This window comes from Microbulbifer maximicatervae (SeqCode) (assembly GCF_056232625.1).
In genome coordinates this window covers 1,342,335-1,357,343 of sequence record NZ_CP174324.1, presented here as the reverse complement: position 1 = coordinate 1,357,343, position 15,009 = coordinate 1,342,335, and the positions used below count along the sequence as shown (strand labels likewise).

Here is a 15,009-nt window from a genome sequence, read left to right as displayed (position 1 = left end):
ATGAAAATAGAAGAAATAGCAGCAAATATTTTAAGTGGTTTGGAACAGTTGGGTGAAGATCCGGCATTATCACTTGAAGGCTGTGACTGGAGTGGCAGTCAGGTGCTGACTTGGACTGGTTCCGTGGTTGCAAAGCTCAGTGAGCAGCTTGCAGAACAGGGCTCACAGCGAGGCAAAACACTACTCTGGCAAGCTGATAATTCTGGGAATGGATTGCCTCTGCTGATGCACTTGGTGGCACTAAGGCTGGGAATCGGGTTTGAACTTGTGCCTGAGGCGAACCCAGAGAAGGATTGCTTGATCTTAGAGGTACAAATCCCGAATGCGTTAGAAGGCCATCGAGGTGAGTTTTCGGTATTGCTGGCAGAAAACACCACCGTGGAGACAAACCTTACCTTACTCGAAGCGCAGCAAGAAGCTTTGGGGCCTATTCAGGGAAAGGTCGCCGTATTTTCTCCGCTTAATGAATTTGCTCGCTTTGGTATTTTCGCAGCATGGAGTTGTGGGCTACCTGTGCGATTGCAGGACCCCGCTATCAACCCAGCTAAAGCGCTGGTTGCTCTGGAGCGTTCAGGGTTTTCCGGTGTGGTATTGACGTCAACTTTGCTAAAAGGCTTGGTCGCACACCCGGCATTGGCCCTGACCAATCTCAAAAGCCTGCAATGCCTTTTGTATGAAACCGATGTCTTGCTATCACAATCGTTGTTGCGGGATATTCAACGCTTATTGGCAAAAGATATTTCCGGTTGGGTCCGTACCGATAAAGGTATAGAACCCGTTGCAAAGGTCCAGCAAGCCCAGACCCAAAAGCTTGCGACTCTTGTCGAAAGTGTGGCGAAACACCCTGCGGTCGCCAGCTCCGTGACAATTCCCCTTGCTGGAGAGAATCGCTGGGCGGTCTTTGCGCAGCCCAAAATTCAGGCAGAGGCCAGCAACCTTGATATGGCAGGGTTGTTCGCGCGAATTAATACCGAGCTGGATGCGGAATTTGCCCATATTGATTTGGAACATGCGGTAAAGGTTACGGAACAACTTAACGCTACTGCTTTGCTATCCATGCTGAATGCTTTCAGCCACCTGGGATTGTTTTGTGATCGACATTCAGTACACAGCTTAGCGGAAATACTTGAAGCCCCTCCGGTGGCTCAGCAGCACCGAGCTTTGATTAAGCGCTGGATCAAGGTTTTGCAGGAGCAGCAGTTACTAAGTACTGATGGCGAGTATTGGTCGCCAGAGGTAGATCCAGACAGCTACAGTGATGCTGCCCTGGCTCTGGCATGGACTCGGCTGGAACAGGAATGGCGGATGCTGTCTGGAGCCAGTAAAACGATCGATTACGCCCGCGCTAACGCGGAACAATTACCGGATCTAATTCGGGGCAAAGTCCAGGCTGTGCACCTGCTGTTCCCCCGTGGTAGCACTGAGTTGGCGAGTGCGCTTTACCGGGAGGGTATAGCGGCCAGGTACCAGCAGCATTCAGTAAGAGCTTTATTGAAGTCCATCTTAAATAATTGGGAAGGCCAGCAACAGACTCTGAAAATACTGGAAGTTGGCGCTGGCACTGGGTCGACTACCCAGGCTCTACTGCCAGTGTTGGATGGTGTCAGTGGCCATATCAACTTTGAATACCAGTTTACGGATATCTCTGCGGCTTTTCTCGATAGCTTTTTCGCAAAACATGGGGATCAGGAGCAGCGCCCCTGGTTGCACCGTGGATTGTTTGATATTGATCGTTCACCGCGCAGCCAGGGGTTTTCCCCCAATAGCTTCGATGTAATTATTGCCGGCGGTGTTTTTAACGCCGCCCGCGACACAGATGCATCATTGCGCAGGGCAACCGAGTTATTGCGCCCTGGTGGTTGGTTCATTATGACGGAGCCAACCAGTGAGGAGTTTTGGGTGATGGCATCACAGGCGTTTATGCTGGTGGATGCCGTCGATGAGCGCACAGATACCGGTGCAACCTTCCTGTCACTTTCCCAGTGGCACAACGCTATGGATGCCGCCGGCTTACAGCTGGTCATGGATTTGCCTGTCTCCGAACACCCTTTGTCCAGACAGGGGCACCGCTTCTTTGCCTGTAGAGCCAAGCAACATCAAATGCGACTGTCAGCAGATTGCCTGGCCGAATACCTCGATCACTTTAAGTCAGAAATCTATATCGAAGTTTTGGACAAATTGCCTTTGACTCTTGAGGGGCAGATAGATAAGGACCAATTAGAGAAATGGGCCGTGTCCATGGCTAAAAACCGAGGAGAGTCAAATGGGAATTGATAACCGCAAGCGGGTTGTCGTTGCAGGGACAGGTTTTGGTCGTATTTATCTCGAAGCCCTGACATCGTCCAGATTACCCGGCCGAGAACATTTTGAACTCTCTGGATTATTGGCTCGTGGCAGTGATTATTCCAGGAGCTGTGCCGAGCAATATGGAGTACCGCTCTATACCGAGGCAGAGCAGGTCCCCGATGATATCGATATTGTGTGTGTTGTTGTGCGTTCTGGTGCAACCGGGGGCGAGGGTTCTGAAATAGCACAATCGTTTCTTAAACGAGGCATTCATGTATTGCAGGAGCATCCGGTCCACACCAAGGAAATTACCGCCAACCTGCTAGCTGCAAAGCAGGGAAATTCGGCCTATGCCGTTAACACCCTCTACCCCAATTTGCGCCCCACCAGGCAGTTCCTGGCTGCGGCAGAATACTTGCGTCGGCATCAGCGCCTGGAAATGATCGATGCTATTTGCAACAGCCAGATGGCCTATCCGCTTTTGGATGTTATTGGTCGTGCAGTGGGAGGGCTTCGCCCCTGGTCTTTTAGCGAGCCGGTGCAACCAGAGGGCCATCCTTTTCAAAGTCTGTCGGCTACCTTTGGTGGTGTGCCCATGACTTTGCGTATTCAGAATCAGGTTCATCCACAGGACCCTGATAATCATTCCCTGCTATTACATCGGCTTGCTATAGGTGGCGAGGCTGGGGTTTTGACTTTGACTGATACTCACGGCCCCGTGCTCTGGAATCCCAGGTTGCATTCACCCAGGGACCAAACCGGCCGGCTTATTTTAAAGGGTGAGGGTACAGAGCGGCTGGCCGTTCCCAGCATGGTTACCCTGGGCGATACGGAAATGCGTAGTTACCACGATATTTTTGCCCTCACTTGGCCGGAGGCGGTTATTGAGGCTCTGCACTCCCTTTGTACTGATATCGCACAACCCGAGAAGCGCAAGCAAAGTGGTCAATGGGCATTGAGTGTCTCAATGGCGTGGAGTGATTTAACGGCCCGAATCGGTATGCCGACTTTGATCCAGCCAGGGGAACCGGAGCCGGTATCAGTTCAGGCACTTGCGGATATTGTCGGTCAGGCTTGCGACTAGAGTTTTAAGAAAACACGAACAGCACAAAAAAAGTGATTACGGAATTTTTACTTATAAAACGGGGTTAGGAGGAGAGATGCAAAATCAATCAGGGTTGATCATCGAAGGGCTCTTTAAGACATATAAAAATGGGGTGAAGGCGTTAAACGGCGTTAACTTGGAAGTTGGCCCCGGCATGTACGGATTACTTGGGCCTAATGGTGCCGGGAAAAGTAGTTTGATGCGTACCTTGGCTACCCTGCAAACCCCGGACAGTGGTCGGATCATGCTGGATGGTGTGGATGTGCTGGCAAAGCCGGACTTTATGCGCAGTAAACTGGGCTATTTGCCGCAACATATCGGCGCCTATCCTGGAATTGCAGCGCGGTCATTGCTGGAGCGTTTTGCCTGGCTCAAAGGCTTCACTGAAACAAGCGCAAGACGCCGTGAAGTGGATAGGCTATTGGAGCAGGTCAATTTGGCCGATGTAGCCGATCGAGCCGTATCAACCTATTCCGGCGGTATGCTGCGTCGTTTTGGTATTGCCATTGCATTGATTGGCGAGCCGCGCCTGATCATCGTTGACGAGCCAACCGCTGGCCTGGACCCGGCTGAACGCAATCGCTTTCACTGTGTTTTGGCGGATGTCGCGGCGGATGCCATTGTATTGCTCTCTACTCATATTGTTGAAGATATCGAAAACCTGTGCCAGCGCCTGGCCATATTGGCCTCTGGGCGTATTGTTGTTGAGGGCACAGCCCCGGAGGTCACAGACCCTCATATAGGCAAGATGTGGCAAGCACTGATTCCCCGTGGCGAATCACTTCCCGCATCCCTGCACAATATTGCCAGACCCGATGGTACCCAGGTAATCGTACACGGGGAAAAACCCGCAGACTCTCGTTTTACTGCCCACACCCCGCGCCTGGAAGATATTTATCATCTGGCTATTGAGCAGGTAAAAGACCAGCGGGAGGCTGCATGAACAAGCTGGCGCTTATTGCCCATGAGGCAAAGCTGGAGATAAGAGCCGGATTTAGCAGCGGCATCGTGGCTTTAGCCTTCTGGGGGCTGGTGATCTACCTGCTTCTGAATTTGGTCAATGCCGACTATATGCAGAAAATGGGGGCCACAGATATTCCCCGGAACTCACCGTCACTCATTTACCTGATGGGTGCGGGATGTATGTTCTTTCAGTTTTTTGCTTGGGCCTGGGTTTTCTCGCAGCCTATTTTGCGGGACCGCAAAGCCAGTCTGCATGAAGTGATCTATACAACACCGAATTCCCTGAGCGTAATGCTTTGGGGGCGGTTTCTTGGCGCTGCGGTAATAGGAGCCATATTAAGTGCATCTGCGCTGGTAGGGTTTTTGGTCTCGCCGGTATTGGTGTGGATGGGCTTGCTGCCCGAAACAGCGATTGGCCCAGCGCCCTGGAAAGCCCTTGGATTTGCATGGATCTGGTTACAGATTCCCGCGAGCATCGGTATTGGCGCTCTGTATTTTGTCGCTACGCTGCGAACCCGCAGCCTGGCCGGTCCTTTTGGACTCGCAGCGGCTTTAATGATGTTGTGGATGTTTTCTGTGATCGTTCTTCGGGGTGGCAATATTAATCCGCAGCTGGCTGCGGTAATGGACCCCTCGCTATTTACTTTCGTTTATACGGAGGTTACTTCCTGGACACCTCTGCAAAAATCAACCTCGCTATTGCCGTTTACTTTGGGTTCGGTACTGAATCGAATTCTATGGTGTCTTGTTCCTTTGCTTGCCTTGGCGGCTTGCCTGAAATACTTGCGAAGGGAAACACTGGTACTGGTAGGGGCTGCCAAACCTGCCCGGGCGAAGGCCGCTAAAAAGGCAGCCACTCGCAAGGTTAAAGATTTCTCTCCATCTAAGCCCGATACCGCATCGGTTGGCCGCTCCCTGCGTCAACTCATGCTGGAAGCCCGCTGGAGATTATTTCACGTATGGAGTAGTCGCGCTTGGTGGGTCGGTGTTGCGGTCCTGGTAATAATGGGGGTGGCTAGCTCGTTTACCCAGATCATCTGGCACGCTGAAGGGCCTATGGCACCGCGCTTGGAAATGCTATTGCCGCTTCTCAAGGATGTTATTTTCCTGGTTATTGCTTTTGTAATCGCCGCATTGACTGGCTTGGTGTGCCGCAGGGATCAGGTGCCTGGGTTTGACGACATGCTGTCTGCAACCCCCGCGCCCGACTACACACGATTATTTGGCGTTGCCCTTACCGTATTCGCCATGACGGTGCTGTTGGCCCTGTTGCCGGGTCTATCGGGCATTATTGCTGTGCTTCTCACCTCTCCGGCATCTGTCGATATCGTACAGGCGTTCACTTATCAATTGCTGATAGTGACAGCTCCTTTATTGGAGTTGTCGATGATGGTGCTTTTGGTGCATGCACTGTTCCGCCATGCGGGCTTTGCCTATTCCATGTCAATGTTTGTGACCTTTATTCTGGTCCTCAATCATGAGCTGGAGCTGGTGCATTACCCGCCCTATGAAGTGGGTATCACCGCTCATATTCAACTGTCAGCACTCAGTGGTTGGGAACCCTGGATCGGTTATTTATTGGCCTTGGATGGATTTAAAGTTGCGCTTGCCCTATTGATGATCGGCCTGGCCGCTCTTTTGATTCCCCGTGGACTGGATAGCCGCATGTCTCAGGGTTTTGCCCTGATACGTTCACGCCTTATGGCCCCTCAGGGCGCCCTGGTGGCTTGTTCTGCTTTATTTCTTCTCGGTCTCGGTTCTGTATTGGGAGATAGGCTGGTAGTGCAGGGCGGATATCAATCACCAGAGCAACTCAAACAAGAAGATGCCCTCTGGGAATCTTATTGGCTGCCGAAAGCGAGTGGGTTTGAGGTGTCCGGTGGTGAATTGAATATCAATATCAACCCGGATAACCAAACAGTAGAAGGTGAGTGGTTATTGCATAAAGTTCATGTCGAAGGGCAGGGCTTGCAGTTTGAATTACCCCACGGATTTGTATTGGTTAAGGCCTTAGTGGGCGGGCGTGAAGTCACACCGGATCAGCGTTACGACCATATGTCGCTGCCAATATCAGGCTGCTCTGAACAGGGTTGTAACATCAAACTGTTGTGGCAAATGACGGCGCCGGGGTGGTCCGCAGAGGGAGAGCCCTCAGGGCTAACTGCCAGTGGAGTCTGGTTACAAGCGAGCGATATTGTTCCGCGTATCGGTGTTGACCCCGAGCGTATCTTGCGTGTGTCAGCGGAACGTGAAGCGCTGGGCTTGAACCCTGAGTTCAGCCTGCCGGCTTCACAACTGGCCACAACCCTTGAGGGCGCGGCCCCATCGGGGGACTGGCGCTGGCAGATCCAAATCCAACGGGATGATAAAAATGTCTTTAGTGAGCAGGGGAGCACTCATGGCCCCTTGGATTTCTCCATTCAATGGGCACCCAATACGAAACTAGCGGTATTCGATGGGTTTGATGTTTCCCATGATTCCGATCGCTCAAATATGGTTTCTGCCATTGCTAAAGACGTTGGGCAGATGCAGGCCTGCGTGAGCCAGCGGCTGGGTACTGATATCGAAATTAAACGGATTGCCCAATGGCCAAGAGGACTTGGAGAGACACGGGCCAGCGGTAATTTGCTGCAATTGTCCGAGGGGCCTCATTGGGATATTGCCGATGAAGGTACAGGGCGTTGGCTGCGGCGGGTCGATATCGCCCGAGCTTTGGCCCGCCAGCATTTACTGGAAAGTTCGGACATACGACGTATTGCCGGCTCCGCGTGGCTCAGCGATGGAGTTTCCGGAGCGATTGGCCTGCTTTGTGTAGCGGAAATCGATGGCATCGAAGTGCTTGATGATGTGCTGGTTCGATACTCCGATAAGACGACCAGAGACTTGGCTGGCAGTGAGGTACCCGTTGAGCGCTTGAGCACCGCACCGATTTCCGGTTGGACTCGCTACTATGCGCCGGTGGCCGCACTGGACTGGACGCTTCTGCAATCTCCTGAGTCCCTGTCCGCGTTACTCGATGACATCAAGCAGCAGAAGAATATTGAAAATGTACTGAGCGCTTATGTCGGTGAGACACGGACGCAAAATATGCTCGGGGCTCCTCTTTCATCAGCTCTGACGGTCGAGTACCTGGAGTCCGGTCAAATACGCCTGGACGGACAGCGTTGGCGCTGGGAGAAGGGTGGATGGCAACCGGTCGCACAAACGGCCAGCTACCGTTTGCTAGCCGATATCAATGAGTTGGATTCCGAGGTCATCAATGGAAAAACGCTGATTGAGCGTCTGCCCTCGGAGAAAGTTCTAGCGCTGGATATCTGGCCTTCCTATCAGCGGGACCCTGCACAGAATTTACTGGCTGAGAGTTCTGAAGTATCGAATATCAATTAATAGCCTAAGTAATAGAAAGGAAATTCAATTTATGCTCAGCTTAAACCTAGATAAGAAAGTACTTGCGAAACAAATTTCGCTAATATCGGCAAGTCTGCTATACGCTTCCGGAGCCTACTCTGCGGCGGAAGGAGCGGAAAAGGAGAGTTCTTCCGAAACTGAAATGGAAGTCGTTGAAGTTACTGCCCGGCTTACAAAAGAGAAAGCCAAGGATGTCCCCTTCAGCTTGAGTGTTGTTAGCGAAGAGGATTTGAAAAACCGATTGCTGCTCAATTTTGAAGATGCATTACGCAGTGCACCTGGAGTAGATGTTTATTCTTCCAGTGGTGCGGTGGATGCAAATATCCGTATTCGCGGGGTTGGTTCACTGACTCAGGTAAATAAGGATGATGGCTCCGTTGTAGTGAACCTTGATGGCGTATCTATGCCTGCGGGAAATGTGTCCCTTGGGACCCTTGATATCGAAAGACTGGAAATATTAAAGGGTCCTCAAGGGACCTTATTCGGGCGCAACAGTGAAGCTGGCGCTATTAATATTACCACTAACAAGCCAACCGAAGAGTTTGAAGCTTACGGACGTGTAGAGCTCGGAGAGGATAGCCAGAGTTTATATCAAACTGTGATCAGCGGCCCATTCTCTGAATCACTCCGTGGCCGAGTAGCCATTCGACATATCAGTGAGGACCATTGGGTTGAGAATACGACTAACGGCGATCCAATGACTGAACCCAAAGACCTGGCTTTCAGAGGTAGTCTGGAATGGGATTTGGGTGCGAAAACATCAGCCTTATTTATTGCTGAGAAGCAACAACAGGAAGGCTTTCTGAACCTTCAGTTATTACAACCTTTCGGTGATGACCCTGGCAGTGAACACACACCAGGAGCTTTTGACGATAATGAAAAAACCGTTGAGCGATTTTCCACTGAAATCAATCACCAATGGGCTAATACTCAACTGACTTCTATCACTGCATTGGTCAACACGGATTTTAGTTACCTAACCGGTTTTGACCAAGAGACTGCCCAAGCAGTGTTCAATTTCCCAATGGAGTATCTTCGTGGCGATAGCCAGGACGAGCAGACCATCAGCCAGGATCTACGCTTGTCCTCATTGCCTGAGGCAACTACATTCTGGGTGATTGGACTCAATCTACAAGAAGGTGAAAGAAGTTTTGACTCAATTGATTTGGTGTCCTTCGCCAATCAATACCGGGATTACGATACTGATAGCCAAGCTATTTACGGTGAGACTACATTACCTGTAACTGACTCCCTGAATTTTACAGCTGGATTACGTTACACCCAAGAGAGTAAGAAGTACGCCGGTGAGTATTCCAGCTACGGTACGGATGGCAATCTCTACGTTTCTCAAGATCAAAGAGATTTGGACGATAGTTATACAACTGGCCGATTGGCTCTTGGTTATTCGCTGTCCAATTCTACAAATATCTATGCAGTTGCCGCACGAGGCTATAAATCCGGTGGGTTCAATGACTTTGCTTTGCAGTCTGCCGATAGCGTTGCTTACAAGCCCGCAACTGTCGACACCTTCGAGCTAGGCATTAAAAATGAGTCAGACAGTCTGAATATCAGTGGTGCTGTATTCTTTAGCTCAGTGGAAGATGATCATTTGTTAGGCTTTGATTTTGCTTCCTATTCCTCTGCTGCAGTAAATGCAGATACGGAGACATTTGGTGCAGAGCTTGAGGCCGATTGGTTTATAACCGAGCAGTTTAGTATTGCCGGTGGCTTGAGCTTCCTGGATACGGAAATTACAAAAGATGTGTATGGTGTTTCCGGCGGTGACGTTTTGGCCGGTAATGAAGTGCCTGACGTACCCAGCTGGAGTGCTAGCCTGGCATTGAATTACTACCAGCCTCTGCCAGACTTTATGGGGTTAAGCGCACCGGCTCTCAATACTAACTTGACTGTACGCCATGTAGATGAGCGCCCGGCAGATGCACAAAACCACTTTAACCTGGATGCTTACAGCAAGGTGGATCTTCGTGTAGCACTGCAAACGGACTCTATGGAGCTTTATCTGTTTGCTGACAATCTGCTTGATGAGCAGTATCAGTTATATGGCTACACCAATGCGATATTTGCCCCTGATGCCAGAATAGGGGCGCCGGCAAAAGGACGTCGTGCGGGAGTTGGAGTTCTATACCGTCTGTAATGAGATTTCGACAGTTTAGTTAACGACTGTTTTATCTATCTTGATGGTGAGTGGATCAATCTCTGTAGAGATTGATCCACTAAATAGCTCAGAGGCTCCTTAGCTTGCTGGGTTGATTGTACTCCCATGCAATAGAGTCGGGTCCAAATTTTCTCTCAGTCCACTAACCTCTATACCCGTAACTTTGGTTGTAGGCCCGGGTTTGATATTAAATGTGGAATCTTTATCGATTAAACGTTGTACAGTTTTCCAGTCCTGTTCACTGACTTCCATGTGCACTTTACTCAGGCCAGTAGCACCATTTTTATGGTTTGTTTCTTGAGGGTACTGAGGTGGGTTATATGGACTTACAATAAATGGCAGTCGCTCAGAGCGAGGATAAACAAAGCGGAAGCTGGTTTTTTGTCCGTTTGGCTTGGTTCGTTGCCAGGGAATCACTCGCCCGGTTTGAACACCCTCACGCTTCATCGCTGAAAGATCATTATCAAAATCGTCACTGACTAAGGCAACATCACAAAAACCTTCCCCTTCTTGCGACCAACGTATCATCCTACGTCCTGCGCCCCGGCCGGCAAAGAGATCAATAATCCATTTGAAGTAGTGGGCATTGGATGGAGATGTCAATAACTCAATAATAGCCCCTTCACTAAACCAAATATGGGCGTGCTGGGCGTTCTTTTCTTTTGTGGCGTAATCCACAGAAAAACCGAGCTGACGGAAATCTCGTACAGCTTGATGAATATCCTCCACCCAGAGTAAAACGTGGCTACAGCGTGTTCTCATAAGAGTGCCTTTTGTCTAAAAATAGTGTTGCTTGTTTGGCTTTTATTTTTTAGGCGGCAGTTGTTAGTTAATCATTTCTTGTGGTTGATTTAACCATACCAGAAATTACGATAAGGGTGATTTAACTTTTGCCGAAATTTTAATAATTATGAAAGTAATATAATCTACTTGGTGATTCTTTCAGGAATTGTATGGGCCGCTGAACAGTGTAGGGGTCAACGCCCCGTAGTGAGAATCGGGTGTCTATTTCTAAAAACACAAAAGATTGATGTGGCTTGGACCGAGCAGAAATTACTCTGAAACCTCAGGTTTGATCCCCACGCAATATTTGGCGGGAACCTCATCTAAGCTAAATGCCTTCATCAGTTTTCTGCTTGCTCCCACATAAGACTCTACCGTTGCACCAGACCAGTAACCCGTATCACAGCTCAGGGATACACAGTCGCCTCCAAAAGTTACAAAAGGCTTATCACGCACAATCTTGCATGTGCATATGGCTTTGAGAGGATTCATCGGATCGACAATGCAGGGTTGATCCAGGCAATCAGTCCACGGTTTACCTTCGGGGCAGGAAAGTACAGGCTTGGTGTAAGCCTGCGCGAAAGAAAATGTCGATAAGGCTTTTTTGACGTCGTTTGAGTCAGTCTCAGGAGTCCGGTTTTTACATTCAGAAAACCCGAAGTTCAACCCCTTATTAACGTCACATCTGCAAATTGCATTTGAATCTGGATTACTGGGATCTGGAATGCATGGGGCAGATGTGCATAGAACATACTCATTATTACAAATGATGCCCTCACTATTCTTGATTGAGTTATGACTATTCTCTTCTGCTGCCGTTTTAGCTCCCATAAAAGCAAGGGAAATCAAAATTATTGTGAATAAAAGTGACAGTTTCATCATGAGCAGCTCTTTAATACGTTAATCGCCAAAATAGAATGTAAGCTGATATTTCTCAGATGAAGACGATTGAAGTGTCGTTTTTTCGATTGGACTTGACTTCATCCCCCTCGATATCTTATGGACTATCAGCCCGTTTACGGTGCCTCTGTTCTATTCGACAAGGGATCTTTGGAGTTAAAAGATACACTGGGGCCGCCGTGGGAGTATGGTTGGGAGGCTGAAGGTTTTAGCGGTAAAATTTGGGATCGAGCCCTGGCTCCATCCTTGGGGCTACAAAAGAAGTGGGTAGCGGCTAGGTCAATGACATATAGATAAAATTCAAGTTAGCTTGCGGTGGTTTTGGCCAATTTCAATAGTCCAGCTTTCAGAGACACCGGAGGCTTCAGCGAACTGCTCCCAATTTGCTACCGCACTTGCGACCTGATCAATTATCTCCATTGGGCGCTTAATACTGATGGATTCCCCTAATGTTATTAAGTCATCTAAATTGAAGTGATCACGCTTTCCGTTAATACTTATCTGGTGTTGACTTGTCCAAGCTCCGCCAGGATTGTGGGCATAAGTCAGGTCAAAGGCTGGTGAAAGAGACCATTCTCCGGCTGGGTCCATAAGAAATGCAATATTCTTTGTATGATCATCTTGATTCCTGGCCAATACGTTGAAGACCATACGGCGATATTGCTGAACGGCTTCATTTTTAGGCAGATATAGTTCACGCATTATGCTGAATACTTGCTCATAGGAGTGGGCGCCTGCCATGTTGAAATCCAAGTGCGCAATACCACATAGAGACTGCATATGAAGCTTTTGCCCGTTTACCCGATCAAAGCGCCGCGTCATAAAATGCGCTCGGCCATTTTCCTCCAATAGCCTGCATTCCGCCATATTGATACCCGCTTCGCGAGCCATACGATGATAGGCGTATTCAACCCGCCCGTAGCCATCGCTTACCCCGAGTTCAAGATCTCCAGCGCCGTCAAATTTGAGAAGCCAGTAGTCATAGCCTTTAGGGGCGGGGACCTGACCAGAGCGAATATCCCCCATAGCATTCATGGCAATAATTGCTTTTGCACGGGCGCCTCCCGCACTGGTTCCTACGCGCAATATGTCCAGCAAGGAGCCTGATTTTTCAGTATCACTATGTCCAAATTGCGTGTTGAGATCTGTCTGCCTATTGGTAATTGCGGCAGCTAGTTTGACTAATTCTTCAACGTTCAGGTCGACAGAATCTTTGAAGGTGCCGTCCACCGCCGGTTGAAATTCAAGCGCTCCCATGCCACGAGTACCGGTGTAACAGAGTCGCTCAATAGGGTTGAAGCTCTCTGGAGTTCGCCCTTGGCGTGCGAGCCAGGCATCAATCACCGCATTGCCGAACTTGTCAGGCAGGCAATCGGCGAGGAGTCCCGGTAATCCTTTAAATGTTTCCCGACTGAGGCCGCGAAATGTATATGGCTCATTTGAAGCTTCAATAGGCATGGTTATCGGAGCTATATCCAGCCCCCGACGCAAGAACTCCGGTGCATACTCGAATGAACCATAACCACTGTCACCCCAGTGGACAGCGCCTACCAACTCGCCCCACAAGTGAACTGTTGCGGCATTTGTCTGGTTTACCATTCCGGCTTGCTCCTTTTCTTATTGCTGTTCAAGGGCAGGGTATCGCGCTGATTCTGTGAGCTGCGGCTGGCTCTCTGCCGCTGTTTACCTTGAGTAGCAATTTGCATCGGACTTACTGCCGGTTCAGGTAAGAAGCTATCCAATGAATCAAGTTGGCGAAGTACTCTCAGCGCAGCAACAAGGCTATCAAGCCTGCCACGACCAGCCTCCAGCCCTTTAATGGTGGAGGTGGATAGGCCTGCACGCTCAGCCATGTCATCTTGAGTAAGGTTCATTCGTAAGCGGTAGTTTTTGAGACGATTGCCCAGCGACTCAAGTATTTGCTTATCTGATTGACCGTGAAATCCCATAATAGTTGCCTTTCCACCCTTTGATTAGGTTTTGTCGAGCTAAAGGGTGCTTTTTGAGCTATTATAGTCTACAAAGGTTAAAAGTGTTAATAGGTGGAGTTGCAGCTATTAATGCTTAAATTGATCGTTTACAGGTGTTATTCAGGCTATTATTTGTATTAATCCTATTATTGATGGAGGCCGCCTCTACCGGAAGCTCAACTTCTGCTGGCGATAAGAGAAACACCTGTTCTACATAAGATTTGATGCCATAGGCGGGCGACTACTTTCCTCGGGGATGATTAGGCTTCACTGCTGCTATTAGATTTCTTGCCGTTGCCAAATGGGAACAACTAAGAGGTTTCTATGGAGATTTACATTAGATACTGCCATGAACAGTGGCCGCAAATTAACTAGAAGCAAATTGTTTCCCTATATTGTTCTATGGATAAACCAACAGTAGCTGACCGTTACAAAATTTATCCCTGTTAACTTTAAGTTAGGAGGAAGGTTTTTGTATACGCTCCCCTATAGTTTGTAGAGGATTGTAAGCTGCTCTATAGGTATGGTAGGAGTTCTTTAGATTTGGTAGGAGGTAAAGCTTATATATTGATAGCTAACAGGGCGACGATAAGAGAAAGTACATAGATTAACGACGGGGCAATGCTTTGGAAACCAAAACAAATCAACTGCTGTAGACGCTCTTTAGGCCTTAAAACCTCTTGTACTTTTTATTTCTTCAGGTTTCATACCTAGAGACTCAAGAAACCTCTGGTGTTGTTCAGGTTCCATTTCCTCAAACTTATGGTGCCAAGCGAGCATAGAGTCTTCATCAAACCCTGCCGCTCTCATTATTTCTACCCATCGATTCTTAGTGACCATTTGATCTTTAAGCAAACTTGGCTCTTTTAATAGGGCGACGATCGCTCTCTGTTGTTCTTTAAGCTTGTGAATTTCGCTCTCCAATTGGTAGAAATGATCTTCCAGAATCCGAGACTGAGATGAAGTGTTTTGGCCATCAAGTAATCGTTTTATATCGTTCAGAGATAGGCCGTAGGAACGATAGGCAACAATAGCTTCCAGCCTTCTAGTTTCATTTTGGCCATACCAGCGATAGCCGTTATCTGAGCGCCGTGTGGGCGCAAGTATTCCTTCTCGTTCATAGTAAAGAATCGTTGCCCTGGATATACCACAGTGCCTGGCCAGTTCTGTAACAGTTAGCATAAATGCTCCAGATAGGTAGAGCAGGTGATGATCAACCCTGAACCTGTAGACAGGTCAAGTCGGAAGGCGATACCTTGAATTGCTCTTATGGAAGTGTAAAGGAGATTTGAACCGCTCCGTAGAATCCCTTCTTTTGTGCTAATGAAAATGACACTTACCGTAGGTTTGTGTATATGGCGAATATATGGTCATTTATTTGCTATTGACTCGTCTATAGATGCAGGGTTCAAAGTTCT

At 48.9% G+C, this 15,009-nt stretch carries 10 protein-coding genes; 5 read left to right on the top strand and 5 right to left on the bottom strand.

The window, feature by feature from the left end; all coding sequences use genetic code 11:
• The 5 genes from ACJJI6_RS05910 (at position 1) to ACJJI6_RS05890 (ending at position 9,917) form a co-directional block, all read left to right on the top strand.
• A complete protein-coding gene (locus ACJJI6_RS05910; protein ID WP_475712795.1) occupies positions 1-2,274 on the top strand; it encodes a class I SAM-dependent methyltransferase in 2,274 nt (757 codons plus the stop codon).
• Positions 2,264-3,370, top strand: coding sequence for a Gfo/Idh/MocA family oxidoreductase (locus ACJJI6_RS05905; protein ID WP_444941690.1), 1,107 nt, complete (start codon positions 2,264-2,266; stop codon positions 3,368-3,370). Before ACJJI6_RS05910 ends, ACJJI6_RS05905 begins: the two co-directional genes overlap by 11 nt.
• Positions 3,371-3,446: 76 nt before the next feature.
• Entirely contained in the window at positions 3,447-4,334 is an 888-nt protein-coding gene (locus tag ACJJI6_RS05900) for an ABC transporter ATP-binding protein (protein ID WP_282932862.1), read from the top strand.
• On the top strand, positions 4,331-7,741 hold the full coding sequence (locus ACJJI6_RS05895) for an ABC transporter permease (protein ID WP_475712794.1): 3,411 nt from the start codon (positions 4,331-4,333) through the stop codon (positions 7,739-7,741). The genes ACJJI6_RS05900 and ACJJI6_RS05895 overlap by 4 nt, the downstream gene beginning before the upstream one ends.
• Before the next feature lie 31 nt (positions 7,742-7,772).
• Positions 7,773-9,917: a TonB-dependent receptor gene (locus ACJJI6_RS05890; protein WP_475712793.1), complete on the top strand. Its 2,145-nt coding sequence runs from the start codon at positions 7,773-7,775 to the stop codon at positions 9,915-9,917.
• A gap of 99 nt (positions 9,918-10,016) precedes the next feature.
• Here the strand turns inward: ACJJI6_RS05890 and ACJJI6_RS05885 are convergent, their stop codons facing one another.
• From ACJJI6_RS05885 to ACJJI6_RS05865, 5 genes are all read right to left on the bottom strand, one after another.
• On the bottom strand, positions 10,017-10,700 hold the full coding sequence (locus ACJJI6_RS05885; RefSeq protein ID WP_475712792.1) for a VOC family protein: 684 nt from the start codon (positions 10,698-10,700) through the stop codon (positions 10,017-10,019).
• A 291-nt stretch (positions 10,701-10,991) separates the two neighbouring features.
• Positions 10,992-11,603 (bottom strand): hypothetical protein, encoded by a 612-nt coding sequence (locus ACJJI6_RS05880; protein ID WP_475712791.1) that lies wholly within the window; start codon positions 11,601-11,603, stop codon positions 10,992-10,994.
• A gap of 318 nt (positions 11,604-11,921) precedes the next feature.
• Complete coding sequence (locus tag ACJJI6_RS05875) at positions 11,922-13,220, bottom strand: type II toxin-antitoxin system HipA family toxin (protein WP_475712790.1); 1,299 nt, start codon at positions 13,218-13,220, stop codon at positions 11,922-11,924.
• Positions 13,214-13,570, bottom strand: a complete 357-nt coding sequence (locus tag ACJJI6_RS05870) for a helix-turn-helix transcriptional regulator (protein ID WP_282932855.1) — start codon at positions 13,568-13,570, stop codon at positions 13,214-13,216. Before ACJJI6_RS05870 ends, ACJJI6_RS05875 begins: the two co-directional genes overlap by 7 nt.
• Before the next feature lie 684 nt (positions 13,571-14,254).
• Positions 14,255-14,773, bottom strand: a complete 519-nt coding sequence (locus ACJJI6_RS05865; RefSeq protein WP_413662048.1) for a MerR family transcriptional regulator — start codon at positions 14,771-14,773, stop codon at positions 14,255-14,257.
• Between the last annotated feature and the right edge of the window lie 236 nt (positions 14,774-15,009).

Coding starts and splice junctions, on each gene's coding strand:
- ACJJI6_RS05865 (WP_413662048.1), bottom strand. CDS start 14,773: ATGCTAACTGTTACAGAACTGGCCAGGCACTGTGGTATATCCAGGGCA.
- ACJJI6_RS05905 (WP_444941690.1), top strand. CDS start 2,264: ATGGGAATTGATAACCGCAAGCGGGTTGTCGTTGCAGGGACAGGTTTT.
- ACJJI6_RS05870 (WP_282932855.1), bottom strand. CDS start 13,570: ATGGGATTTCACGGTCAATCAGATAAGCAAATACTTGAGTCGCTGGGC.
- ACJJI6_RS05875 (WP_475712790.1), bottom strand. CDS start 13,220: ATGGTAAACCAGACAAATGCCGCAACAGTTCACTTGTGGGGCGAGTTG.
- ACJJI6_RS05880 (WP_475712791.1), bottom strand. CDS start 11,603: ATGATGAAACTGTCACTTTTATTCACAATAATTTTGATTTCCCTTGCT.
- ACJJI6_RS05910 (WP_475712795.1), top strand. CDS start 1: ATGAAAATAGAAGAAATAGCAGCAAATATTTTAAGTGGTTTGGAACAG.
- ACJJI6_RS05885 (WP_475712792.1), bottom strand. CDS start 10,700: ATGAGAACACGCTGTAGCCACGTTTTACTCTGGGTGGAGGATATTCAT.
- ACJJI6_RS05890 (WP_475712793.1), top strand. CDS start 7,773: ATGCTCAGCTTAAACCTAGATAAGAAAGTACTTGCGAAACAAATTTCG.
- ACJJI6_RS05895 (WP_475712794.1), top strand. CDS start 4,331: ATGAACAAGCTGGCGCTTATTGCCCATGAGGCAAAGCTGGAGATAAGA.
- ACJJI6_RS05900 (WP_282932862.1), top strand. CDS start 3,447: ATGCAAAATCAATCAGGGTTGATCATCGAAGGGCTCTTTAAGACATAT.